The sequence below is a fragment of the Kaistella carnis genome (assembly GCF_003860585.1).
Lineage (GTDB): Bacteria > Bacteroidota > Bacteroidia > Flavobacteriales > Weeksellaceae > Kaistella > Kaistella carnis.
On the sequence record NZ_CP034159.1, the window covers coordinates 2,025,493 to 2,050,289 of the forward strand.

Genomic DNA, 24,797 nt, shown 5'->3' on the forward strand with positions numbered 1-24,797 from the left:
AAGATTACTTTAATAAATCTTTAACATTGATAAAAAAACAAAACCGCCCAAAAAGAGCGGTTTTCAATTATATATTTCGATTTTTTCTATCTGTTCATCGACATTAAAAACTCTTCATTATTCAAAGTATTTTTAATGCTTTTGTTTACAAATTCCATCGCTTCTACGGGATTCATATCTGCTAAATACTTTCTTAAGATCCACATTCTTTGCTGAACGGTATCTTCTAATAGCAAATCGTCTCTTCTTGTACTCGAAGAAGTTAAATCAATTGCCGGATAAATTCGCTTATTGGCAATTTTTCGATCGAGTTGCAACTCCATGTTTCCGGTTCCTTTAAATTCTTCAAAGATCACCTCATCCATTTTTGAACCCGTATCAATTAAGGCTGTTGCAATAATGGTTAATGAACCACCGCCTTCAATATTTCTGGCCGCACCAAAAAAACGTTTCGGTTTATGCAATGCATTGGCATCAACTCCTCCCGATAAAATTTTACCGGATGCTGGTGTTACCGTGTTATAAGCTCTGGCTAAACGCGTGATCGAATCTAACAAAATCACCACATCGTGACCACATTCTACCATTCTCTGTGCTTTAGACAAGACCAAATTTGCAACTTTTACGTGTTTTTCTGCCGGCTCATCAAAAGTGGAAGCAATAACTTCTGCATTTACACTTCTTTCCATATCGGTTACCTCTTCCGGTCTTTCGTCGATGAGCAAGATCATCATATAGGCTTCCGGGTGATTGGCTGAAATTGAATTCGCAATTTCTTTCAACAACATGGTTTTACCAGTTTTCGGCTGTGCAACGATCATCGCACGCTGCCCTTTTCCGATTGGTGTAAATAAATCGACAATTCTGGTAGAAGGCGTTGCGTTTTTTCCAGTTAGATTAAATTTTTCTTCCGGAAAAAGTGGCGTTAAAAATTCGAATGCCACGCGGTCTTTAATAAATTCTAAATCTCTGCCGTTCACTTCTGTTGGCTTTAATAAAGAAAAATATTTCTCCCCTTCTTTCGGCAATCTTACAATTCCTCTTACTGTATCACCTGTTTTCAGTCCGTAGTTTCTAATCTGATTGGTTGAAACATAAACATCGTCGGGCGAAGAAATGTAGGAGAAATCCGAAGAACGAAGAAATCCGTAATTATCTGGAAGGATTTCCAGTACGCCGTCGATTGTTACCAGACCGTCAAAGCTAAATTCTTTTTTAGCCGGCTCTTCCTGAGAATCGCCGTTGTTTTGATTTTTGTTCTGGTTTCTATTTTGGTTAGGATTTTTACTTTGATGTTGCGGTCGGTTTTGATTGCCGCTTTGGTTACCATTTCCGGATTGATTTGGATTGGTATTTTGATTCTGGTTAACGTTCTGATTCTGATTAGAATGCTGGTTTTGATTTTGGTGTTGCGGTTTTTGTTGCTCCGGCTTCGTCTCCGCTACAACTTCGGCAACCTCTTTCACTTTAACTTCAGACTCATTTTCTGCAGAAGATTCTTTAGCCGGCGGTGTTACGCGCTGTCTTTTTTTCTTTTGCTGATTTGTATTTGTTGCTTTTACCTCTCCGACCTCCTCATTTCCAGCCGGCTTCTTCTCATTTGATTCCTCCGTGGATTCAACTGTGGCAACTTTTGGAGCAAGTTCTTCAGAAACCTCTGTTGGTTTTTCCACTTTCTTTTTAGGAGCGGCTTTTTTTGCTGCAGGCTTTTTCGGAGCAGGCACTTTTGGTTCTTCTGTATTCATAGGGGATTCTGTCGCGTTGAAATATTCTTTTGCTACTTTCGTATTGGAAGCTTGAAAATCCAGAATAGCAAAAATTTTGTCGTTTTCGGTGCTGTTTTTAGCAAGTTTAACGCCCAGATCGCTGGTGATTTTGGTCAAGTCCGTGTCGGATTTAGACCTTAACGTTTCAATGTTGAACATAAATGTTACGCAAAAAGTAAGTTATAAGTAGGTGTAAGTAAGAAAGTTAAGTCGGGCGACTTTTCTTAATTAGGTCGTTTGTAGTGCAAATCTACGTTTATTTTTTAATTATGCAAAAAATTATTATTATTTTTGTACGCAGATTACAGTAATATGTTGCAGAGAATACAGACCGTTTGGATATTTTTAGCGATTTTGGGAGCCGTGTTCCTATTCGTGACTGGACAGGATTTTTCCCTGTTTGGTCCGGTTCCTTTTATATCAATTACCTGTGTTGCACTTGTATTATTTGGGTTCATCAGTATATTAAGTTACAAAGAACGTAAAAGACAAATTTTGCTGAATAACATCAGCCTTATTATAAACGCTTTGTTGCTCGGTTTATTGGCGTACTGGTTACTCACCTTACCCGGAGGAATGAATTTTCCTGAGAAGGGTATTGAGCCACTATTTCCCTTACTATCGATAGTTTGTTTGCTTATTGCAAACGTATTTATTCGAAAAGACGAAAGGCTCGTAAAATCTGTAGACAGACTCCGCTAAACGTACAACGATTTTTTTTGAGTGAGACAGTTCCTTCGGGAGCTGTTTTTTTTATGTCATTTAATAGAATTATATATCTTTAACAAAAATTACCAATGCCAAAAATCTCAATGATCATTGCGCTCCTCTGCGTTACTTTATTTTCTGCGCAAGAAGTTTCTAAACAAAGAGTTACTGATGTTCTTTCTACTTTAGCTTCCGATGAAATGAAAGGTCGCGAAATCGGAACACCCGAAAACGATTCTGCTGCAATCTACATCGCCAAACGTTTTGAAGAGAATAATTTGGATTACTGTACAGGAAACTCTTTTTTGGTTCCTTTTGATTATAAAGGTAAAACAGTGTATAATGTATGTGGAATTAAAAAAGGAAAAAGCGAAAAAACTTTAGCTTTTACGGCTCATTTTGATCATATCGGAACTACAGATCAACCGGGCGATAAGGTTTTTAATGGCGCAGATGATAACGCAAGCGGTGTTACTGCCGTGATCGGTTTGGCAGATTTCTTTAAAACAAATAAACCTGAATTTTCAATGATGTTTATCGCCTTTAATGGAGAAGAGAAAGGAATGAAAGGATCAAAAGCTATTTCAAACATAGAAAATTTGCAAACACAATATCAAAACATTTCAGCTTTATTTAACTTTGAAATGTTGGCTACCGTTTCAAAATTCGGACCCAATGCTTTATATATGACAGGTGATGAATTCTCCGATCTTGATGAACTTTTTAACGCAAAAGCGGAGAATGGACTGAAAATAAATCCCGATCCTTACATAGGTCAACAACTTTTTTACAGATCAGATAATGTGAGCTTCGTAAAAAAGAAAGTAATTGCCCACTCTTTTTCCACTGTTGATATGAACTCTGCTTCCCATTACCATCAATTAAACGATGATGTAGATATTGTAGATTTTGATAATTTGACCCAGATCATTAATAATCTTGGAAAGACGTTTCAAAAATTAACACCGAAGAACTTTGCACCAAAGTATAATGAAACGGTTAATTACAATTAAATAAACAACAACTCAAAATTCCTTAATTTTGCGCCTTAAATTTCCTGAATGAAACCTTTCCAAAGAATACTTTATTTCGCCAAACCCCATCAAAAATATCTATTTGCGAGTATGTTTTGCAACATTATGTACTCTGTTTTGAATATTTTTTCGGTCGCCACCATGCTGCCTATTTTAGGTTTAATGTTTGGAACAGTAGAAAAAGTTGACACGTCAAAACCACCGGTAAATACGGGGCGAATCGTCGATTTTTTTGGATATGCAAAAGACTGGGCGTATTACAGCATTCAGATCAAGATTGATCAGCACGGTGCTGTACAGGTTTTAGCTATACTTTGTGCCATCACCGCCGCGGCCTTTTTACTGAGAAATTTGTTTCGATATTTAGGCTCCTATCTTCTGGTAAATTATCGCGTAGGTATTACAAAAGATTTGCGAACTGCGATGTATGATAAGTTTTTGAAACTGCCGGTTTCATTTTTTACTGAAAAGCGAAAAGGTGATATGATGTCCAGGATTTCCAATGACATCGGAGGGGTCGAAGGAGGAATTATGGGAAGTTTGGTGGATGTGATCAATGCGCCTTTTATGATCATCACCTCATTAATTACGTTATTTATTCTATCTCCACAGCTGACACTTTTCTCATTACTCGTTTTTCCGGTCATGGGTGGATTAATTTCATGGGTTGGAAAGAGCCTGAAAAGACAAGCAACAGCGGCACAGGAGGAGTTGGGGAATTTATTTTCTTTGGTTGATGAAACCTTAAAATCGTCAAAGGTCATTAAAATTTTCAACGCAGATAAAATCCTGAAGAACAGATTCAACACCACTACAAATAACTGGCAGAAATACGCCATCGGAATGAGTCGCCGCCGGGAAATGGCCTCACCGATGAGTGAGTTTCTAGGCTCGGTTACCATCTTAATTATCACCTGGTTTGCCGGCGTTCAAATTTTAACAGAACAAACCATGGAACCTGAAACCTTTCTAGTTTTCATCGGTATGTTTTTCCAGATTTTAGATCCTTCGAAAAAATTAGCGAGTGCTATTTCTAATATTCAAGGAGGAATGGCGAGTTTAGACCGTGTAGCGGAAGTTTTAGATTATGATTTAAAAATTGATGAAGTAGAAAATCCGATTCCTATTTCAACTTTAAAATCTAAAATTGAATTTAAGAATATTGGATTTTTCTATGATAAAGACAATGTAATTTTAAAGAATTTTAACCTGACAATTCCAAAAGGAAAAACCATTGCACTTGTTGGTCAATCAGGTTCCGGGAAGACAACGATTGCTAATTTACTTGCCCGATTTTACGATGTTTCTGAAGGAGATATTTTAGTTGATGGTGAAAATATTAAAAATTTAAAAGTGACCGATTACCGAAATCTTTTGGGAATGGTGACGCAGGAATCTGTTTTATTTAATGATTCGGTTTTCAATAATATTCTCATGGGGAAACCCGATGCTACGGAAGAAGAAGTAATGGCGGCCGCGAAAATTGCCAACGCTCATGAATTCATTGATCATCTCCCGGAAAAATATTACACCAACATCGGTGATGACGGAAACAAACTTTCGGGCGGACAAAAACAAAGAGTTTCTATTGCGAGAGCAGTTCTAAAAAATCCACCGATTATGATTCTGGATGAAGCAACTTCTGCTTTGGATACCGAAAGCGAAAGATTTGTTCAGGATGCTTTAGAAAGAATGATGGAAAATCGGACTTCACTTGTGATTGCGCACCGTCTTTCAACCATTCAAAAAGCAGATTGGATTGTGGTTATGGAACGTGGGATTATTGTAGAGCAGGGAACGCATCAGGAATTATTCGAGCAAAAAGGAATGTACCGACGATTGGTTGAATTGCAAAATTTTGGGTAAACATGACTGAAGAAATTTATAACGAAAAAGAAAAACTAATTCAAAACCGGTTAAAAAAAATTTCGAACAGAAAGTATCAAGTAATCTGGGCGATTTTTGTAACGCTAGTTTCTCCATTCATCATTCCTTTTGTCCGTCTTCGTAGAATGGAAAAAACTTTCGGGGAAATGTTTGGATATTGGAATGCTGTAATGATTTTTTTAGTTGCTCTAATTTTCCTAATGTCGATCGTTTTATACCAAGTTATCGACAAGATGAAAAGAGATAAATTTGACGCAGAGTCTGAATTAATGTTCCTAAAAAAAGAGTTTTCCAGCAACAAATAGTTGTTCATATTTGATTTCCTATTTATAGCATCTAGATGATATTTTTGGACCAAAATTTTTCCACAGCGAAAATCACCAAACTTCACACTTCACAACACAAAATATCGATCCAACTAAACGAATTTCCCACCACAATTTCGGCGATACTTTCCGGTTTCAAACCTAAGAGATAAAAAGGAGAACTATTAAATCAAAATATTTTAAATTGAATTTCATCACCAAATCAACTCATCATCAAATCAACTCATCAGCAAATTAGCAAATTTGCTATCTCCCAATCATCTTTTTAATAGAATTCAGTTTCATCAACGCTTCAATCGGCGTCAAAGTATTGATGTCCATTTTCAATAATTCCTCGCGGATATTTTCTAAAACAGGATCATCCAATTGAAAGAAAGAAAGTTGCAGACTTTCGTCCGTAATGGCTTTTGCGGAATCTTTGGACCCGCTGTGTGAACGGCTTTTTTCTAAAGTTTTCAAAACTTCGTTTGCACGATTTACAACTTTCGCAGGCATTCCCGCCAACTTCGCCACGTGAATACCGAAACTGTGTTCACTTCCGCCAGACAATAATTTTCTTAAAAATATAATGCTTCCTTTATGTTCCTGAATCGAAACGTGGAAGTTTTTAATTCTTTCAAAATTCACCGTCATTTCATTGAGTTCATGATAATGTGTAGCAAATAAAGTCTTCGCCTGCGTCGGATGTTGATGCAGATATTCCGCAATCGCCCAAGCAATAGAAACTCCGTCGTAGGTGGAAGTTCCTCGACCGATTTCGTCTAAAAGAATCAAACTTCTTTCAGAAATATTATTCAGGATATTTGCGGCTTCATTCATTTCTACCATGAACGTTGATTCGCCTGAAGAAATATTATCGGTCGCGCCAACTCTTGTAAATATTTTATCTAAAACTCCGATTTCAGCATGTTTTGCAGGAACAAAACTACCGATTTGAGCCATTAAACAAATGATTGCTGTCTGTCTTAAAATCGCCGATTTACCTGCCATATTCGGACCGGTCACCATAATAATCTGTTGCGAATCTTTGGATAAAAACAAATCATTCGGAATGTATTTTTCACCCAATGGCAAAGCATTTTCAATAATAGGATGACGCGCTTCTTTCAGATCGATTTCAAAACCGTCATTTAAAACTGGTTTTGTATAAGATTCAGAAACGGCGAGTTCAGACAATCCAACGCCACAATCGAGTTCAGCAATAATTTTAGAATTCTCTTGAATTTGATCGATGTAAATCATCACATTTTCACAAACTTGCCGGTACAACAAATGTTCGATTTTTGAAATTTTTTCTTCCGCGCCGAGAATTTGTTCTTCGTATTCTTTCAGTTCTTCGGTGATATATCTTTCAGCATTCACGAGAGTTTGCTTGCGGATCCAATCTTCGGGAACTTTATCTTTATGAGAATTACGAACTTCAATAAAATACCCGAAAACATTATTAAAGTTAATTTTTAAACTCGTGATTCCGGTACGTTTCACTTCACGGTCACACATTTCATCCAGGAAGTCTTTTCCTTTCGTTTGAAGTCCGCGCAAATGATCCAGTTCTTCTGAAATTCCGGTTTTAATTACATTTCCTTTCGAAATATTAACGGGAAGTTCATCATTCAAATAATTAACCAAATATTCAATGAGTTCTTCCAGATTAATTAAAGGCGATAACCAAGTCAAAACCTCATCATGTGGCTGAAGCAATTCTTTAATAGTTCGAATGTTGATCAAACTGTGGCGCAGGTATCCGAGTTCTTTCGGTGAGATTTTCTCCGCAGCCAGTTTTCCCATCAAACGGTCTAAATCTGAAATGGATTTTAATAATTGTAAAATCTCATATTTAAGGTTCTCTTCTTTATTAAAAAACTCAATGAGATCTAATCTTCTGTTGATTTCATTGACCGATTTTAAAGGCAAGATCAATCTTCTTCGCAACAATCTTCCTCCCATCGGAGTTGAAGTTTTGTCTATAATATCAAGCAAAGATTTTCCAGTATGATGACTTGAATAAACGATTTCTAAATTCCGCAACGTAAAATGATCCATCATCAGATAATCATCTTTCGGAATCAGTTTTATTTTGGTAATATGCTGCAAAAGTGCGTGATGCGTATCTTCAACTAAATAAGCGAAGATCGCTCCGGCAGCGACAATTCCTAATTTTAAATCTTCAATTCCGAAACCTTTTAATGAATTGGTTTTGAAATGATTGGTCAGTTTTTCGTAGGCATAATTGTACTGAAAAGCCCAGTCTTCTAATTTAAAAGAATTGCGGTTTTTCAATTGTGCAGGAAGTTCGGTTGTTCTTTGATAAATAATTTCACTCGGATCAAAAGTGCCGACGATATGAAGTAATTGCTCGAGATTTCCTTCAGAAGTTAAAAATTCTCCGGTCGAAACATCAACCAAGGCTAATCCGTATTTCTCTTTTACTTTATGAATAGAAAGTAAAAAGTTATTTTTCTTCGATGTTAAAACCTGCTCGTTGAAAGTTACGCCTGGAGTTACCAATTCGGTCACGCCGCGTTTTACAATTCCTTTAACCCCTTTCGGATCTTCGAGTTGATCGCAGATTGCCACACGAAGTCCGGCTCTCACGAGTTTCGGCAAATAAGAATCTACGGAATGATGCGGAAAACCGGCGAGTTCGATATGACCTTCACCGTTGGCTCTTTTAGTTAAAACGATTCCTAAAATCTGCGAAGTTCGAATTGCGTCCGTTCCGAAAGTTTCGTAGAAATCTCCGACTCGAAACAGCAAAAGCGCATCAGGATATTTCGCCTTGATGGTATTGTACTGCGTCATTAAAGGAGTTTCTTTTTTTTCTTTTGCCACGGACTTGAGTTTAAAAATTAATTAACTTAAAACAGTAAGATTGAAAAACCTTAATTTTGCCAAAAATACGAAAATGTCATCCACAAAGAAACTGAAACTCGAAGAATTAGGAAGAATAGATATCGAAACCTTTAAAGAGACCAAAAAAACGCCGCTTGTTGTGGTTTTAGATAATGTCCGAAGCATGCATAACGTAGGTGCGATTTTCAGAACAGCCGATGCATTCTTAATAGAGAAAGTGGTTTTGTGTGGAATTACACCTCAACCACCACATCGCGAGATTCACAAAGCCGCTTTAGGCGCGACAGAAAGTGTAGATTGGGTTTATGAAAAAGACATTGTTGAAGCGTTACAAAATTTAAAAAAGGAAAACTTTAAAATTGTAGGAATTGAACAAACAACGAGTTCAGAAGTAATCACAGATTATTCAATTAATAAACACGAAAAGTATGCTGTGGTTTTAGGAAACGAAGTGGATGGCTTAAGCGACGATGCACTTCCGTATTACGACACTTTCCTGGAAATTCCGCAGTTGGGCACGAAACACTCTTTAAATGTTTCTGTGTGTGGCGGAATCGTGATGTGGGAATTCTTTAAATCACTTTAGAGTTATAAACCACAAATTCACAAAAGTTGACGTTGAATATATTGCGTATACAAGTTCAAAAAACTAAAAATCTCTTCCAAAAATGGAAGAGATTATTTTTATAATATTTTAAAGAAAATTTATCTCCAACCACCACCAAGTGCGCGGTACAATTCAATTCCAGCATCCAACTTCGAATATTCAGCGTTGGAAATATTCAATTCTGCATTGAGCTTATTTACACTTGCATTGATCACTTCCAGATAGTTTGCTAAACCGTAGTTTACCAATTCCTGTGAATAGTCAACGGAGTTTTTATAGGCTTCCAATTCTTTTCTCTTCAAACCGATAAAGCGGTCTTGGGACTGATACACATTCAATGCATCTGAAACTTCTTTTCCAGCTGTTAAAACCGATCTTCTAAAATTAAGATACGCGATTTCTTTATTTGCCATACTCACCTCATATTGAGTTTTGATCTGTCTTTTATTTAAAATTGGTTGCGTTAAACCTGCCACTACATTAGCAAAAAGCGAACTGGCACTAAACAGCTGATCGATATCTCCGGAGGTAATTCCGCCACTTCCAGTCAATCTCAAAGTTGGATAAAACTGAGCTTTCGCCGCGTTCTTTAATTCAAATGCATTCATCAAACGATATTCTGCCGCTTTTACATCCGGGCGATTTTCCAGCAGATTTGCGGGATAACCTAAGGCTAAACTTACCGGCATCTTTTGCGCATCAATGGTGGTGCGATCTATCGCGTGAGAAGGTTCACCCATTAAAAGACTTAAGGTGTTTTCCAGCAGGGAAATTTGAACATCAATACTTAGCAACATGGCTTCTGCGTTGAAAACGAGCGCCTGACTTTGCTGGACTGCCACTTCCGTAAGCGTTCCGGCATCTTTTAAAGCTTGGGTCGTTTCAAGATTTTTATTTCTTAAAACAATCGTTTCATTAATAATTTTCTTCTGATCATCAAAGGTCAGCAGTTGGTAATAAGCAGAAGCAACTGATGCCACCAAATCACTTTTCACCGCTTGATGTGCGGAAACAGTCCCTAAATAATTGGCAAGTTCTGCTTTCTGCTGGGCTTTTAATTTACCCCAAACATCAACTTCCCAACCGACATTTGCCGAGATATCAAATTGATCTCCATATTTTCTTTGACCCAGTAACTGTCCGGACTGCGTATTTAAAGATTGCGTTTGAAAGGTGTAATTCGGACCCGCTGAGAGCGTTGGCAAATAGGCTGCTTTACTTTGTTTTAAATAAGAATCTGCCGCAGCAATATTTTGCAATGCGACTCTTACATCCAAATTATTTTCTAAAGCTTTCGCAATATGCTTTTGCAAAACAGGATCGGTAAAAATTTCTCTCCATGAAACCGTTGCCATACTCGTAGAATCTTTCGGCAACAGATCGGTGCGGAAAAGGTTTTCATCAATGGCTTCACTGGGTCTTTCATAATTTTCCCGCGTCATACATGAAGTAAGAACGAACGCTGAAAACAAAACTGAAAGTATTTTTATATTGAAGTATTTATTCATTTTTTTAATTTTCATAAAAGTTTCTAACTTTCAATTACTCAGATAGATTAATATCTTCTTTTTTTAATGGAACTACTTTCTCCTGAAGATATTGGAAAATAACAAATAAAACCGGAATGGCAACCAATCCGAAGAACGTTCCAATCAATAATCCTGAGGCTGCACCAGTCGCAATAGAGCGGTTACCTACCGAGCCAATCCCTGTGGCAAAGACCAATGGAATCATCCCGAAGATAAAAGCAAATGAGGTCATCAAAATCGGACGTAACCTGGCTTTTGCAGCATTAATCGCCGACATGGTAATTGATTCTCCGTGGTGGCGCCTTTGTACGGCAAATTCCACAATCAAAATTGCATTCTTGGCAAGTAATCCAATCAACATGATAATAGCGATCTGGAAGTAAATATTATTTTCTAATCCAAAAATTCGCTGACCGAAAAATGCTCCAATTACTCCCAGAGGAAGTGAAAAGATAACAGAGAAGGGCAATAAATAACTTTCGTATTGAGCAGACAGAATAAAGTAAACAAACAAGAAACTCAGTAAGAAAACGACATAAGTTTGTGACCCAGCCTTCATTTCCTCTTTGGTTAAGCCGGTAAATTCAACATCATAATTAGCGGGTAAATTCTCGGCTGCAACTTCTTGCACTGCTTTAATCGCATCCCCTGTTGAAAACCCGGGATTACTTGATCCATTAATTCCAACGGAAGTAAAAAGATTATATCGTTCTAAGGATTGTGGTCCAAAGCTTTTTTCTAATGAAACAAACTGCGAAATTGGCGCCATGGCTCCAGAAGCTGTTTTAACAAAGATAGAGTTCAAATTTTCGGGAGATTTCCGATCATCGGGTAACGCCTGAATCATTACTCTAAATTGTTTTCCATATTTAGTAAAATCTGAAGAATAAATTCCTCCAATATATCCTTGCATCGTACTCAAAATACTATTCAAAGTAACCCCACTTTCTTTAGCACGCGGAACATTCACCACCATTTCATACTGTGGATAATTTGTATTGAAAGAGGTTGACGCAAACTGGATTTCCGGTCTTTGCATCAATGCGCCCACAAAACTTTGGGTTACTTTATTTAATTCGTTAATATCCCCACCTGATTTATCTAATAATACAGTCGAGAAACCGTCACTACTCCCAAACCCAGGTACACTTGGCGGCGAAAAGAAAATAATTTTGGCATCTGGATATTTAGCGGTAATTCCAAATAAACTTTTGGTAATATCATCAATGGTTTGACCGCCGGCTTTACCCCGCTCATTAAAAGGTTTTAATTTAACAAAGGCCTGCCCAACGTTAGATCCGGAACCAGACATAAATCCACGGCTCGCCGTAAATGTCACGTTTTGCACCCCCGGAAGTTTACGGGCTTCTTTTTGAAGATCTGATAAAACATTGTACGTTCTTTCAAGTGAGGCTCCGGGTGGAAGCAATACATCGGTAAATAAAATTCCACGGTCTTCTTTCGGAATAAATCCTGTAGGCATTGTGGAACTTGCCCACCAGAATGTAACTCCTCCGGCTGCAAAAATGATCAATAAGCTCACCCATTTATTTCTTAGAATGAAATTAAATGACTGACCATATTTCTTTGTACCTGCATTAAATCCTGCATTAAATTTATAAAAGAATTTTTGTGCAAAATTCATAGTTCCATACTCTTTCGTATGATGTGCGGGAGGTTTCAAAAACATAGCACAAAGCACCGGACTTAAAGTCAAAGCATTAACAGCTGAAATTAAAATCGCTATGATCAGGGTAATCCCAAACTGCTGATAGAAAACTCCGGTAGGTCCGGTTAAGAAAGTTACGGGAATAAATACAGCAGCCATTACCAAAGTAATTGATATAATCGCACCTGTAATTTCGTCCATCGCTTCGATGGTTGCTTTTTTAGCGTCGGTGATTCCTCCTTCCATTTTAGCGTGTACGGCTTCTACCACAACAATGGCGTCATCCACTACAATCCCGATGGCAAGAACCAAAGCAAAAAGGGTTAATAAGTTAATGGAATAACCCAATAAATTAAGGAAAAAGAAGGTTCCTACAATAGAAACAGGAACGGCAATCGCCGGAATTAAAGTGGATCTAAAGTCCTGTAAGAATAAAAACACAACTAAAAACACGAGCACAAATGCTTCTAAAAGCGTGGTCACTACTTTAGAGATTGAAGCGTCCAGAAACTCATTGGTATCAAAGTTAATATTATAGCCAATTCCTTCCGGAAGTGTTTTTTCAGTTTCTTTTAGTAAGGTTTTTATGTTGGTAATAATTTCCTGAGCATTGGAACCCGGTGTCTGAAAAATCCCCATTGATATGGAACGGTTTCCATTACTTTCACCAATTCCTGCATACGATTGAGAATCCAGTTTAATCTCTGCGACATCTTTTAAACGGAGATATTCCCCATTTCCTAAGGCACGAAGAATAATGTTTTCAAACTGATCAACTTCGTTATATTTTCCTTTGTAGGTAATGATATACTGAAAAGAACCTCCACTGTTTTCACCTAAGGCTCCGGCAGCTGCTTCTCTGGACTGATCATTGATCGCTGCAGAAACTTCGGCAGGTTCTAAACCATACGCTGCCATTTTTGCGGGATCCAACCAAACTCTCATGGAATAATTTTTTCCACCAAAAACCTGGGCATCACCCACACCATTTACCCTTTTTAATTCAGGAATAACATTAATATTTAGGTAATTCTGCAGCCAAACTTCATCCAGTTTAGGATTCGCAGTGTAAAAGCTCAAGAACATCAAGGCACTTGTCTGCTGCTTGCTCACCTGCACTCCGGATCTTGTAACTTCTGAAGGCAGAAGCGGAATTGCACGCTGAACTTGATTTTGAACATTTACCGCAGCGATATCCGGATCAATTCCCTGTTTGAAGAAAATCTGAATCGAAGCAGAACCGTTGTTTCCGGCAGAAGATGAAATATAGTCCATTCCTTCTACTCCATTCACCTGTTCTTCAATCGGGATCACTACACTATTCATCACCGTTTGCGCGTTGGCACCGGTATAATTTGCTGAAATTCGCACCGTTGGTGGCGCAATATCAGGATACTGTGTAACCGGCAAAGAGATTAATCCCAGAATCCCCAACACTACAATCATGATGGAAATTACCGTAGATAAAACCGGTCTGTTTATAAATTTTTTAATCATGTTCTAGAAAATCGGTTTTATAGCATTAATGAGATCGTCGAATTTTTTGGGTTGTGCTTTTACAGGAGTTCCGGTTTTTAAGGTTCCGACGCCTTCTGCAACAACAACTTCGCCTTTCACAGCACCTTCTTTAATAACCACCATATTATTCACGCGATCAATGACCGAAATCACCGTACTTTTGGCAGTATCTTTTTCTACTTTGTAAATGTAAACCAAACCTTGCTGCTCAATTGTAGCACTTTCCGGAATGACCAAAGCATTATCATAAGTGATTGGAATCCTAATGGTTCCACTATTTCCGTTGCTCAATAATTTATTAGGATTGGGAAATGAAACACGGAACTGAATACTTCCGGTGGCAGCATCAATCTGTCCGGTAATTGCTTTGATATATCCTTTCTCTGCATAGACATCTCCATTAGCCAAAACCAATTCTACTGCCGGCATATTTTTTATTTTTTCCGGAATGGTTGCGCCTTTTGAATTTTTTAAGAAGTCCAGATATTCCTTTTCGTTCATTGAAAAATAAGCATAAAGTTCGCTGGTATCAGAAACCGTTGAAATCGGCATTGGATCACCAGGTCCAACCAAACTTCCGGTTCTGAAATTAATTTTTCCTATCGTTCCCGAGATAGGCGCGCGAATCACAGAGTAATCAACATTTGCCTGAGCGCCTTGGTAATTTGCCTGAGCCTGAGCTACTCCTGCGGAAGCTTGCTGTTTTGCGGCAACTGCTTGGGCAACTTGTGCCTGAGCTCTTGCTAAATTAGCCTGTGCGGTTTGCAGCTGAACACTGCTGATAATATTTTTTTCCACTAAAGGTTTCAGTTTGTTTACTTCAACCTGAGCGGCACTTACGGCAGATTGCGCAGCTTTCACATTGGCATCGGAAGCGGCAACACTTGACTGCGCGGCACCAACTCCTGCCTTTGCCGCATTCGCAGACTGGCTTAAAGCATTGGTTTCTAATCTGAACAATGGTTGACCTTTCGTTACATATTGACCTTCGTCTACTAACACCTGCGTAATATAACCCGACATTTTAGCGCGAACATCATTATTAACCCGACCCTCAATACTTGCGGGAAAGGCAGAATAACCAACAACATTTCTATTCTCTACCACTACGGTAGAAACTACTTTGGGACCTTGAGCAGGTCTTTCGTCTTTCTTTTTGCAGGATAAAACCGACAAAACAGAGAAAGAAAGAAGGATAATTTTATTTTTCATGAATTTAATTTTATAATTGAATGTCATCATTATTATAATATAAGTGGTGACGAAGGAAGTTGTTATTTTAAAGTTGATCTAAACTCTCTTTTATATTTTCAATATTTTTATCAAAAAGCTTCGTATAAATATCAAATTTACGCAAGGCTTCCTTATCACTTGTGTTTCGGAAATTTTTTAACTGATTTAAAATTAATAATTCCTTTTCCATTTTTGTGATAATTTCTCCAAAACGAATTTTCATATACTTTTCATTCATTGCAAAGAATCGTTTCCGCTCGTCAATTTTATTGAAATCAGTAATGATATTAAGGTTTAACAGTAAATTGAGATTTGACGAAACAGCGCTTTTGCTGGCAGAAAAAACTTCTACAAACTCATCGAAAGAAACTCCTTTTCTATCAAAATCAAAAATTAGGTAGGAATAAATTTTCGCAGCAAGTGGCGGTAAATGGAATACATCTCCATAAAATTTCACCATATCGTAAAATAAATCTTTATCAATTTCCAGCATCAATTGTATTTAATTTGCAAAAATACAATTTAGTTCTGAACTAAAAGAACCAAACTTTGATTTTAAGATTATTTTATGATTTTGCTACCTTATTATATCCTTTAATCAAATAGGATTCAATTGAAAATGCAAATATGGTAGGCCCAAACAAGATTAATTTTGTTAATTTTGTTAGATGGACTTAAGAGATCAACTAAAAAATATATTTCCTGATCACGAAGAGCAGGATTTTGAAATGCCGGTGGAAAAATTTGTGCAGAAAGAACCGCTCATCTGTAAATTTGAAAAAAAAGGCAGGCATGGAAAACCCGTAGCTCTTGTTGAAGGTTTCGAAGGAAGCGATGAAGAACTGAAAAAGATTTCTAAGAAAATAAAAACGACTTTGGGAATTGGCGGCTCGGAAAAAGACGGAATCATTATTATACAAGGCGATAACCGGGATAAGATCATGGTAATATTGAAGGAGATGGGTTATAAAACTAAACGAGTTGGAGGATAAACCATTGATGCCTACTTGCGTTATGAAAACGAATCTGCAGCCCGACTTGAACGGAAATCCTTTTTTTTGCAAAGGCAATTGCGTAGGCAAAAAAGATTGGGAGTGGAAGGCGGAAATGTCTGCCATAAAAAAATACAAAGTGACATTCGACGCAGTCAAATGTCTGCCCAAATAAAAATTTAAAATAAAAAAATTAGAATATGCTTAATAAATTAGCAGCATCAGAATTGGTGCTAAATGACGACGGAAGTGTGTATCACTTGAACTTATCGCCGGAAGATATTGCGGGTAAAATTTTGTTGGTTGGTGATCCTGACCGTGTTCCAAAGGTTTCTAAATATTTCGACAAGATTGAAATCAAAAAAAATAAAAGAGAATTTTATACGCATACCGGAACTTTGCGCGGCGAAAGAATCACGGTAATGTCGACCGGAATCGGAACTGAAAACATCGATATCGTGATGAACGAGTTGGATGCTTTGGTGAATATCGATTTGAAAAATAAAGAGTTCAAAACCGATCATACGGCTTTGGAATTATTCAGAATGGGAACTTGCGGAAGTGTGAATCCTGATATTGAGGTCGACAATATGCTCGTAACTGAAAACGTGGTTGGTCTTGATGGTCTTTTGCATTTTTACCAGGATTACGAATTTGAAAATGACTTCTCCAGAAACTTTATGGCGAAATTCCCGTATGAGAAAATCAAACCGATGTTGTATTTCTCTGAATGGGCGCCCGAAATGGCAACCTACTACAGCGATGCTAAATACCGCGGAAACACGGCGACTTTCCCAGGTTTTTATGCACCACAAGGACGTCAACTTCGTTTGAGAGCAATAGATGATAAATTCTTGGAAACCTTAAATGAGTTGGGTGTGACGAACTTCGAGATGGAAACTTCTGCGATTTATGGTCTTTCAAAATTGTTAGGACACAAAGCGATTACAGTGAATTCAGTTATTGCAAACAGAAGAAGAGGCGAGTTTTCTGCGGATCACGCAGCGTCTGAAAAAAATATGATTGAGTGGGTTTTAGATCGTGTTATTAAATAGGTTTTTTAAGCATAAAGGCACAAATTTTAATCTTTTACTTAAAAAGGGTGTAGAAGTACATCAAGTAAAAAGTATATTTTGTGAATGATAATAGAATAAGTGCGGTTAAGAAATTAGCCGCATTTTTTTATTTAGAGTGGCAATCAACCAAATGATCATTCACCATTCCCGTTGCTTGCATGTGCGCATAAACTACGGTTGAACCCAGAAATTTGAAACCTCTTTTCTTTAAATCTTTCGATAATGCATCTGAAATTTCTGTGGTTGCAGGAACATCACTTAAGGTTTTCGGATGATTTACAATTGGCTTTCCATCAACAAAACTCCAGATGTATTTTGAGAAACTGCCGAACTCTTTTTGTACTTCCTGAAATCTTTGCGCATTATTTATTGTAGCTAAGATTTTTAATCGATTTCTGATTATTCCGGCATTGTTCATTAAATCTTCTACTTTGTCTTCAGAATAGGTTGCAATTATATCATAATTAAATTCGTCAAAAGCCCTTTTAAAATTTTCTCTTTTCTTTAAAATAGTATACCAGGAAAGCCCGGCCTGAAAGCTTTCTAAAACCAGAAATTCGAAAATTGTTTCATCATCGTATACTGGCTTTCCCCATTCTTCGTCATGATACTTTCTATAGAGATCATCTTTCTCACACCAGCCACACCGAATTAATTCCATACCTAATATTTAAGTACGAAAATATGAATTCTTAATTTATAAAATTATAGTTTCACATCGAAAAGAATATTAGCAAAACTTTAAGATATGTTTAACATAATATTAGATAATTTAGGAATAGTAATTGTAACTACGTAAATATCAAATTAAATTTCATTCGTAAAATTATTAACATTAAACATTATTATTATGGAAAGACAAGATTATAACAAAGCAGAAAATGCAGTAGATAAAGCAAAATGGACGGTGAATGATTATGCTGACAGAGCAAAAGATTACATCCGTGAGCAAAAGCACAAAAATGCAGAACCAACTGCAGACGGCTGGATGGAAAGAGCGAAAGAAAATGTTTCTGATGCTTGGGAAGACACAAAAGATGCCGTTTCTGATGCCTGGGAAAAAACAAAAGACTGGAGCGAAGATGCAAAAGCTGAAGTAAGAAAAGCGACCAACTAATCATATTTCATATATAAAGAAGAGAATCGTCTTAGGGCGATTCTTTTTTTATGCGTTAAACAACAAAAAAATTTTTAAATTTGTCTCAACAAAAATTAAGATTATGTCATACGGATTATTAAAAGGTAAGAAAGGAATTATCTTCGGTGCCTTAAACGACCAATCCATTGCTTGGAAAGTTGCGGAAAGATGTCATGAAGAAGGCGCTGAATTTATTCTGTCGAATGCCCCAATCGCCATGAGAATGGGAGAGATTGACGAGCTTGCCAAAAAAACAGGTTCAGATGTGGTTGCTGCAGATGCTACGTCAGTAGAAGATTTGGAAAAACTTTTTGCCCATGCAGAAGAAAAATATGGCAAGATCGATTTTATCCTTCACTCCATTGGAATGTCTGTAAATATTAGAAAAGGTAAAACCTATACAGATCTTAATTATGATTTCTTAGAAAAAGGTTGGGATGTTTCCGCTGTTTCTTTTCATAAAGTGATGAAAATAGCGTGGGATAAAGATATTATGAATGAATGGGGATCCATTTTAGCATTAACTTATATTGCTGCACAAAGAACCTTCCCTAATTATGGTGATATGGCCGATAACAAATCTTATCTTGAAAGTATCGGTAGAAGTTTCGGTTACTATTGGGGCGAAAGAAAAGTGAGAGTGAATACGATCTCTCAGTCTCCGGTAATGACAAAAGCAGGTGCCGGTGTTAAAGGAATTAGTGGTTTCTTCAACTTCGCAGATAGTATGTCTCCGCTTGGAAATGCTGATGCCTTGGATTGTGCGAACTATTGCGTAAGTCTTTTCTCTGACTTAACCAGAAAAGTAACCATGCAGAATCTTTTCCACGATGGAGGATTTAGCAAAACTGGGGTTTCGCAGAAGATCGTAGATAAATTTGAAGATTTCGAGTAAGTAAATCTTCCTAGAAATATAAAATCCGTCCCGTTAAATTAATGAGACGGATTTTTTTATCTTGAAGGCTGTGGAATTACCGGTAAACTTTCATTGCCAGAAGTGGAGACCGTTTGTACCGCAAAAATGAAATTATCTTTGGAAAGTGGAACGGTGTACGAAGTTTCGGTGGTGAAAATTTTATGAGTCCAAACGGAACGGTCTGTTTCACGATAAAGAATCTGGTAACCTTTTATTTTACCGGAAGTAGGTTTTTCCCAACTTAATTTGGTGGAGTTCGACAGGTCTTTTACATCCATTAAAACATTTTGCGGGCGCGGTGGAGATTTTGCCAAATTCGCCAGTACAGCAACATTTACCGCCGTATTTGTTCTCAGATAATCAAAATCCATGAACTCACTGAGATCCCCGTATTTCTTATTATTTTCAGTTCGAATATCCTGATGTTGATGGTCGTAATTTTCATAATAATCGGTTAAGCGTACGGCAGTGAAGCCTTCATTTACAAAAGGAGTGTGATCGCCACCACGCAGGAAGCGGTCATTTCTATAAATCAATTTAATATCGATATTCTGAACATACCGTTCTCCCGTTTCTTTTACATATCGTGCCAATTGTCGCGCATTTCCATCATTTTCTAATCCTAAATTACGGATTTTGGAAGCATTCTTTTCAGTTTCAAAGGCAGACAAACCTTCGCTGAAAACGCGGAGTTTGGGAATTCCATCATTTTTTGGCGCATCAAAACTGTTGTTTCCGATCATATCATTATTAAGAACCGCTTCTACCTGCCATTGATCTTCTTTTGCTTTATCTGCCAACATTTTAGCCCCCAAAATACCCTGCTCTTCTCCACTGACAGCAACAAAAAGAATAGAAACAGGGAATTTTGACCGACTCAAAACTCGGGCACTTTCGATGACTGCGGCGACTCCGCTTCCATCATCATTTGCTCCCGGCGCGAAACTCGTCGCATCCATCACATCACTTACTCTGGAATCTAAATGTCCTGAGATAATGATTATTCTTTTGTCTGAAGGATCGGTTCCCTTTAAAAATGCGACCGCATTGCCAAGATTTGTGACTTTATCAATTCGCTTTCCATCAGGTTGCAGATCTTCATTTTGCAGAAAAACCTCCATTCTACCGCTTGCGTTTTTAGAATAAGTCCTAAATTTTGATAATACCCAATTTCTTGAAGCGCCAATTCCCTTATGTTGATCTGTGGTTGAACTCATGGTATGACGGGTTCCGAAACTTACCAGCTTTTCGACATTGGCTTTGAGTGAATCTTTGTTTACATTTTTTACATATTGCATTATTTCCACATCAATGTCCTTTTTTTGTGCGCTAAGACCTAATGAAAATGCAATTGAGAGAAAGAAGGCTATTTTTTTCATTTTAAATTTTTTATTTCATTTATAAATTGCTCTACCACATAATCTTCTGTTGCCCAAGAAGTTATGATTCTTATCGCGGCTTGATCCTGATCCAGCTTCTTCCAAACATAAAAATCAAAGTTTTGAGAAAGTTGTTCAATTTGGGAATGTGAGAGCATAGGAAAAATTTGATTTGTAAAGGTTTCAGTCAGAAAATCATGGCTTATTTCTCTAAAGGCTTTTTTAATTTTCATGGCTTGCTGATTCGCATGTTTCGCTAGATCAAAATACAAATCGTCTTTTAGTAATTCCTGAAACTGGATACCGAGCAGTCTTCCTTTGGCCAGCAAAGCGCCTTTTTGTTTTAAATGAAAACCGAAATCTTCCTGCAAATTTTCATTGTTAATGACAATTGCTTCTCCAATTAAAGCTCCGTTTTTTGTGCCTCCTAAGTAGAAAGCATCAGTATATTTACCAAAGTCTTCTAATGTTAAGTTATTTGTTTCCGCAGTTAAAGCGTGTCCCAACCTTGCACCATCAACGAATAAATAAAGATTGTTCCTTTGGCAATAATCATAGAGATTCCTTAATTCATCTTTTAAATAAATCGTACCGACCTCAGTAGAATTTGAAATGTAAACCAACTTTTGCTTTACCTGATGCGGTTTATTCTGATGACCTTCAATAACAGTCTGAATATCTTCCGGACGAATTTTACCATTTTCCGTTTCAACCGCATGAACTTTATGGCCCGTAGATTCTATGGCGCCACTTTCATTCGTGAAAATATGACCTGTGGCTGCAGCAACCACACTTTCATGTGGACGTAAAAATGAAGAGATCGCAATCAGATTAGCTTGTGTTCCACCGGAAACAAAATCCACTGTGGATTTAGGATTATTAATTTTCTGTTTAATAATGGCTTTGGCGGCCAGAGAATAATCATCCAAACCATACCCACTTTGTTGATCCTTATTAGTTTGGAGCAATGCTTCGAGAACTTTTGGATGTGCTCCTTCTGCATAATCATTTTTAAAAGAATATTTCATAGATTAAATGTATAAAAAAGGGTCAATAAAACAGTACAATTTAGGTGAATTTACCTTTCATTATTCCCAATTATATCTCACCTTTGTTATGTAAAAGTAAAGAAAACTAATAACCCTTTTTTACAAAACATCATTTTTTATCCAATTTCTTCTTGGGATTTTTAAACGATGTAATTTTTTTCTTCATTTTGAATTTTTAATTAACTCTAGGCATGCAACATCTTTTGTATGCCTTATTTTTTTATTGTTAGATTTGCATAAAAGAGCATCTAACTTATGATTTCACTAACGGAAGAAAACTATCTGAAAGCCATTTTCCATCTCAGAAACACCGACAACACAGTAACAATCAATGAATTAAGCAAATTATTGGATGTTAAAATGCCGAGTGTAAATAATATGATGAAAAAATTCGCACAGAAAAACTGGGTTATTTATGAAACCTACAAACCTGTAAAAATCACCGCCGAAGGAAATAAAGAAGCTGCTCTTATTGTTCGCAAACACCGGTTAACGGAAATGTTTCTGGTTGAAAAAATGAATTTCGGCTGGGAAAATGTACACGAGATTGCGGAACAACTGGAGCATTTACATTCTGATCTGTTTTTCGATAAAATTGATGAGATATTAAATTATCCAAAATTTGATCCTCATGGCGAGCCTATTCCCGATAAAGAAGGCAATATCATTGCGCTTGATTTAAAGAAATTAAGTGAGTGCAAAAAAGATGATGAGGTGGTGTTTACTTCGGTTACGCACTCAGATGACGATTTCCTAAGTTATCTTACCAGCAAAAATCTAGAATTAGGTACTACCCTAAAAATTTTCGACATCGAAAAATATGATCAGTCGTTCACGATTCTGAAAACAGACGGTTCCAAAACTGTTTTAAGCAAAATGGTGTGCGATAAAATCCTTGTGAAGTAAAAAGCCAATTTGCTTTTCTTGGCGGATCAAGTGAATTGCCTTAACTTTGTAACAATCACAAAAAAATCAATAAAAATTCAAAATATGTCAAAAGCCATTTCACAGGTTCCTTTCGCAATAAACGAACCCGTAAGAAGTTATGAGCCAGGATCAGATGAAGTAAAATCATTGATCTCCACTTATAAAAAAATGTGGAAAGAGAAAATCGAAATCCCCATGGTTATTGGTGGTAAAGAAATCACCACTGATGAAAAAGTTGATATTAACTCTCCGCAAGATCACCAGCACACCGTTGGATTCTACCATAAAGGAACAATGAAGCATGTTGATGACGCCATTAATTCTGCTTTAGCAGCAAAAGAAAAATGGAATAATCTTGGTTGGGAGCAACGTGCCGCCATCTTTTTAAAAGCAGCTGATTTAATTGCGGGTCCTTACAGAGACCGTTTGAATGCAGCGACCATGATTGCGCAGAGTAAAAATGTTCATCAGGCAGAGATTGATGCTGCTTGTGAATTTATCGATTTCTTACGTTTCAACGTAGAATTTATGACCGAATTGTACAGCGAACAACCCGTTTCTGATACAGGAATTTGGAACCGTTCCGAATATCGTCCTTTGGAAGGTTTCTGTTTTGCTGTTACTCCTTTTAACTTCACCGCAATTTCCGGAAACTTGCCGACCTGTATGGCAATGATGGGAAATGTGGTGGTATGGAAACCATCTGACAAGCAGGTTTATTCAGCTAAAGTTATTATGGATATTCTTATTGAAGCAGGTTTACCGGAAGGCGTGATCAATATGGTTTTCACTGATGGAAAAGAAACTGCAGAAAAAGTATTGGCACACCCAGACTTTGCTGGTCTGCACTTCACAGGTTCTACTAAAGTGTTCCAAAGCATGTGGAAGATGATGGGCGACAACATTCATAACTATAAAACCTACCCAAGAATTGTGGGAGAAACAGGTGGAAAAGATTTCGTGATCGCACACCCTTCTGCAAATATAGAAGCAGTAGCTACAGGTTTGGTTCGTGGAGCATTCGAATATCAAGGACAAAAATGTTCTGCAGCATCCCGAGCGTACATTCCGAAATCCATCTGGAACGAGGTGAAAGCGGTAATGGAAGCACAAATGAAAACCATTAAGATGGGAAGTCCGGAAGATCCTTCTAACTTTGTGAACGCCGTTATTGATAAAAATTCTTTTGAAAAATGCAAAGGGTATATCGAACGTGCACAAAACTCAAAAGAAGCAGACGTAATCATCGGAGGGAAATGTGATGACTCTAAAGGCTGGTTTGTAGAGCCAACAGTTATTGTAACTACAAATCCAAAATATGAGTCCGTTTGTGAAGAAATTTTCGGCCCTATTCTTTCAATCTACGTTTTTGAAGATGAAGACTGGAGTGCTACTTTGAAACTGGTTGATGAAACTTCTCCTTACTCTTTAACCGGTGCTGTTTTCGCTCAAGACCGTTATGCGATTGATGAGGCTTACAAAGCTTTAGAAAACGCTTCTGGTAACTTCTATATCAATGACAAGCCAACCGGAGCAGTTGTTGGACAACAGCCATTTGGTGGCGCGAGAGCCTCAGGAACAAATGATAAAGCAGGATCTAAGATGAATCTACTTCGATGGGTTTCTGTAAGAAGTATTAAAGAAACTTTTGTTTCGCCGAAAGATTATAAATATCCTTACTTAGGATAAGATAATAGACTGGTATTTCAGAACTTAAAAAGTCCGTCACTTTCGTGGCGGACTTTCTTTATTTAGAAGATTATTAAAACATTAACAAAATTTTATCAAATTTAAAAAATGCTTTGGCATAGATTTTACATCTCTCTAAACATCAAATTAAATTCATTAAAACATTCATTAAATTAATAAAACTTAAAGTTATGGGTACTAAGAAAAACGGATTACTTGCATTATTAGGATTAGGAGCCTTAGCATGGTGGAAATATAAAAACTCAAGTGCAGAGGAAAAACAAGCAGTTAAAGATAAAGTGAATACCGCAAAAGATAATTTCAATAAATGGGGTACTGACCTAAAATCTAAAGCTGGTGATGTTGCATCACAGGTACAGGATAAAGTTAATAAAACGACATCTTCCGTTGAGGATACCGTAAACAGAGGTTAATACCAAAGCACACATTCTTATATTTAAAAAAAACCGCAGTGTAGTATTTACACTGCGGTTTTTTTTA

General features: G+C 37.1%; 21 protein-coding genes. 12 read left to right on the forward strand and 9 right to left on the reverse strand.

The window, feature by feature from the left end:
• Window positions 1–86: 86 nt before the first annotated feature.
• Window positions 87–1,925 carry a transcription termination factor Rho gene (rho, locus tag EIB73_RS09415; RefSeq protein WP_125024806.1) on the reverse strand — a complete coding sequence of 613 codons (1,839 nt, stop codon included), beginning with the start codon at window positions 1,923–1,925 and terminating at the stop codon, window positions 87–89.
• Window positions 1,926–2,078: 153 nt separating this feature from the next.
• Between rho and EIB73_RS09420 the strand changes: the two genes are divergently transcribed.
• The 4 genes from EIB73_RS09420 to EIB73_RS09435 all read left to right on the forward strand — a co-directional run bounded on the left by EIB73_RS09420 (window position 2,079) and on the right by EIB73_RS09435 (window position 5,700).
• Window positions 2,079–2,468, forward strand: a complete 390-nt coding sequence (locus EIB73_RS09420; protein WP_125024808.1) for a DUF4293 family protein — start codon at window positions 2,079–2,081, stop codon at window positions 2,466–2,468.
• A 95-nt stretch (window positions 2,469–2,563) separates the two neighbouring features.
• Entirely contained in the window at window positions 2,564–3,487 is a 924-nt protein-coding gene (locus EIB73_RS09425) for a M28 family peptidase (RefSeq protein ID WP_125024810.1), read from the forward strand.
• 48 nt (window positions 3,488–3,535) lie between these two features.
• Window positions 3,536–5,374, forward strand: coding sequence for an ABC transporter ATP-binding protein (locus tag EIB73_RS09430; RefSeq protein ID WP_125024812.1), 1,839 nt, complete (start codon window positions 3,536–3,538; stop codon window positions 5,372–5,374).
• 2 nt (window positions 5,375–5,376) lie between these two features.
• Window positions 5,377–5,700 (forward strand): hypothetical protein, encoded by a 324-nt coding sequence (locus EIB73_RS09435; RefSeq protein WP_125024814.1) that lies wholly within the window; start codon window positions 5,377–5,379, stop codon window positions 5,698–5,700.
• Window positions 5,701–5,967: 267 nt separating this feature from the next.
• On the opposite strand, the gene mutS is transcribed toward EIB73_RS09435, so the two are convergent.
• The gene (mutS, locus tag EIB73_RS09445; RefSeq protein ID WP_125024816.1) at window positions 5,968–8,553 is read right to left on the reverse strand and encodes a DNA mismatch repair protein MutS; all 2,586 of its coding nucleotides are present in this window, start codon (window positions 8,551–8,553) and stop codon (window positions 5,968–5,970) included.
• Between the two features lie 73 nt (window positions 8,554–8,626).
• Here mutS and EIB73_RS09450 point away from each other — a divergent pair, with 73 nt between their 5' ends.
• On the forward strand, window positions 8,627–9,160 hold the full coding sequence (locus tag EIB73_RS09450) for an RNA methyltransferase (protein ID WP_125024818.1): 534 nt from the start codon (window positions 8,627–8,629) through the stop codon (window positions 9,158–9,160).
• Between the two features lie 119 nt (window positions 9,161–9,279).
• Here EIB73_RS09450 and EIB73_RS09455 read toward each other — a convergent pair whose 3' ends face one another.
• From EIB73_RS09455 to EIB73_RS09470, 4 genes are all read right to left on the reverse strand, one after another.
• On the reverse strand, window positions 9,280–10,689 hold the full coding sequence (locus tag EIB73_RS09455) for an efflux transporter outer membrane subunit (RefSeq protein WP_125024820.1): 1,410 nt from the start codon (window positions 10,687–10,689) through the stop codon (window positions 9,280–9,282).
• A 34-nt stretch (window positions 10,690–10,723) separates the two neighbouring features.
• Window positions 10,724–13,876: an efflux RND transporter permease subunit gene (locus EIB73_RS09460; protein WP_125024822.1), complete on the reverse strand. Its 3,153-nt coding sequence runs from the start codon at window positions 13,874–13,876 to the stop codon at window positions 10,724–10,726.
• A gap of 3 nt (window positions 13,877–13,879) precedes the next feature.
• A complete protein-coding gene (locus tag EIB73_RS09465; protein WP_125024824.1) occupies window positions 13,880–15,109 on the reverse strand; it encodes an efflux RND transporter periplasmic adaptor subunit in 1,230 nt (409 codons plus the stop codon).
• A gap of 67 nt (window positions 15,110–15,176) precedes the next feature.
• The gene (locus EIB73_RS09470) at window positions 15,177–15,623 is read right to left on the reverse strand and encodes a transcriptional regulator (RefSeq protein WP_228411221.1); all 447 of its coding nucleotides are present in this window, start codon (window positions 15,621–15,623) and stop codon (window positions 15,177–15,179) included.
• 175 nt (window positions 15,624–15,798) lie between these two features.
• Here EIB73_RS09470 and EIB73_RS09475 point away from each other — a divergent pair, with 175 nt between their 5' ends.
• Together EIB73_RS09475 and EIB73_RS09480 are read left to right on the forward strand one after the other, a co-directional pair.
• Window positions 15,799–16,122, forward strand: a complete 324-nt coding sequence (locus tag EIB73_RS09475) for a translation initiation factor (RefSeq protein WP_125024828.1) — start codon at window positions 15,799–15,801, stop codon at window positions 16,120–16,122.
• 200 nt (window positions 16,123–16,322) lie between these two features.
• A complete protein-coding gene (locus EIB73_RS09480) occupies window positions 16,323–17,177 on the forward strand; it encodes a nucleoside phosphorylase (protein WP_125024830.1) in 855 nt (284 codons plus the stop codon).
• Window positions 17,178–17,304: 127 nt separating this feature from the next.
• Here the strand turns inward: EIB73_RS09480 and EIB73_RS09485 are convergent, their stop codons facing one another.
• Window positions 17,305–17,859 (reverse strand): DNA-3-methyladenine glycosylase I, encoded by a 555-nt coding sequence (locus EIB73_RS09485; protein ID WP_125024832.1) that lies wholly within the window; start codon window positions 17,857–17,859, stop codon window positions 17,305–17,307.
• 189 nt (window positions 17,860–18,048) lie between these two features.
• Between EIB73_RS09485 and EIB73_RS09490 the strand changes: the two genes are divergently transcribed.
• Window positions 18,049–18,315, forward strand: a complete 267-nt coding sequence (locus EIB73_RS09490; RefSeq protein ID WP_125024834.1) for a hypothetical protein — start codon at window positions 18,049–18,051, stop codon at window positions 18,313–18,315.
• 103 nt (window positions 18,316–18,418) lie between these two features.
• Entirely contained in the window at window positions 18,419–19,231 is an 813-nt protein-coding gene (locus tag EIB73_RS09495; RefSeq protein ID WP_125024835.1) for an enoyl-ACP reductase FabI, read from the forward strand.
• Window positions 19,232–19,287: 56 nt separating this feature from the next.
• Here EIB73_RS09495 and EIB73_RS09500 read toward each other — a convergent pair whose 3' ends face one another.
• The gene (locus EIB73_RS09500; RefSeq protein WP_125024837.1) at window positions 19,288–20,631 is read right to left on the reverse strand and encodes a M28 family metallopeptidase; all 1,344 of its coding nucleotides are present in this window, start codon (window positions 20,629–20,631) and stop codon (window positions 19,288–19,290) included.
• Window positions 20,628–21,659: a threonine aldolase family protein gene (locus EIB73_RS09505; RefSeq protein WP_125024839.1), complete on the reverse strand. Its 1,032-nt coding sequence runs from the start codon at window positions 21,657–21,659 to the stop codon at window positions 20,628–20,630. The genes EIB73_RS09500 and EIB73_RS09505 overlap by 4 nt, the downstream gene beginning before the upstream one ends.
• 276 nt (window positions 21,660–21,935) lie before the next feature.
• On the opposite strand from EIB73_RS09505, the gene EIB73_RS09510 reads away from it, so the two are divergent.
• From EIB73_RS09510 to EIB73_RS09520, 3 genes are all read left to right on the forward strand, one after another.
• Entirely contained in the window at window positions 21,936–22,586 is a 651-nt protein-coding gene (locus EIB73_RS09510) for a metal-dependent transcriptional regulator (RefSeq protein WP_125024840.1), read from the forward strand.
• 84 nt (window positions 22,587–22,670) lie between these two features.
• Window positions 22,671–24,296, forward strand: a complete 1,626-nt coding sequence (gene pruA / locus EIB73_RS09515) for an L-glutamate gamma-semialdehyde dehydrogenase (RefSeq protein WP_125024842.1) — start codon at window positions 22,671–22,673, stop codon at window positions 24,294–24,296.
• A 191-nt stretch (window positions 24,297–24,487) separates the two neighbouring features.
• On the forward strand, window positions 24,488–24,730 hold the full coding sequence (locus EIB73_RS09520; RefSeq protein WP_125024844.1) for a YtxH domain-containing protein: 243 nt from the start codon (window positions 24,488–24,490) through the stop codon (window positions 24,728–24,730).
• Window positions 24,731–24,797: the final 67 nt, after the last annotated feature.

Coding starts and splice junctions, on each gene's coding strand:
- EIB73_RS09520 (WP_125024844.1), top strand. CDS start 24,488: ATGGGTACTAAGAAAAACGGATTACTTGCATTATTAGGATTAGGAGCC.
- EIB73_RS09490 (WP_125024834.1), top strand. CDS start 18,049: ATGGAAAGACAAGATTATAACAAAGCAGAAAATGCAGTAGATAAAGCA.
- EIB73_RS09485 (WP_125024832.1), bottom strand. CDS start 17,859: ATGGAATTAATTCGGTGTGGCTGGTGTGAGAAAGATGATCTCTATAGA.
- EIB73_RS09425 (WP_125024810.1), top strand. CDS start 2,564: ATGCCAAAAATCTCAATGATCATTGCGCTCCTCTGCGTTACTTTATTT.
- rho (WP_125024806.1), bottom strand. CDS start 1,925: ATGTTCAACATTGAAACGTTAAGGTCTAAATCCGACACGGACTTGACC.
- EIB73_RS09420 (WP_125024808.1), top strand. CDS start 2,079: ATGTTGCAGAGAATACAGACCGTTTGGATATTTTTAGCGATTTTGGGA.
- EIB73_RS09500 (WP_125024837.1), bottom strand. CDS start 20,631: ATGAAAAAAATAGCCTTCTTTCTCTCAATTGCATTTTCATTAGGTCTT.
- EIB73_RS09460 (WP_125024822.1), bottom strand. CDS start 13,876: ATGATTAAAAAATTTATAAACAGACCGGTTTTATCTACGGTAATTTCC.
- EIB73_RS09480 (WP_125024830.1), top strand. CDS start 16,323: ATGCTTAATAAATTAGCAGCATCAGAATTGGTGCTAAATGACGACGGA.
- EIB73_RS09495 (WP_125024835.1), top strand. CDS start 18,419: ATGTCATACGGATTATTAAAAGGTAAGAAAGGAATTATCTTCGGTGCC.
- EIB73_RS09435 (WP_125024814.1), top strand. CDS start 5,377: ATGACTGAAGAAATTTATAACGAAAAAGAAAAACTAATTCAAAACCGG.
- EIB73_RS09470 (WP_228411221.1), bottom strand. CDS start 15,623: ATGCTGGAAATTGATAAAGATTTATTTTACGATATGGTGAAATTTTAT.
- EIB73_RS09510 (WP_125024840.1), top strand. CDS start 21,936: ATGATTTCACTAACGGAAGAAAACTATCTGAAAGCCATTTTCCATCTC.
- pruA (WP_125024842.1), top strand. CDS start 22,671: ATGTCAAAAGCCATTTCACAGGTTCCTTTCGCAATAAACGAACCCGTA.
- EIB73_RS09430 (WP_125024812.1), top strand. CDS start 3,536: ATGAAACCTTTCCAAAGAATACTTTATTTCGCCAAACCCCATCAAAAA.
- EIB73_RS09465 (WP_125024824.1), bottom strand. CDS start 15,109: ATGAAAAATAAAATTATCCTTCTTTCTTTCTCTGTTTTGTCGGTTTTA.
- EIB73_RS09450 (WP_125024818.1), top strand. CDS start 8,627: ATGTCATCCACAAAGAAACTGAAACTCGAAGAATTAGGAAGAATAGAT.
- EIB73_RS09505 (WP_125024839.1), bottom strand. CDS start 21,659: ATGAAATATTCTTTTAAAAATGATTATGCAGAAGGAGCACATCCAAAA.
- EIB73_RS09455 (WP_125024820.1), bottom strand. CDS start 10,689: ATGAATAAATACTTCAATATAAAAATACTTTCAGTTTTGTTTTCAGCG.
- EIB73_RS09475 (WP_125024828.1), top strand. CDS start 15,799: ATGGACTTAAGAGATCAACTAAAAAATATATTTCCTGATCACGAAGAG.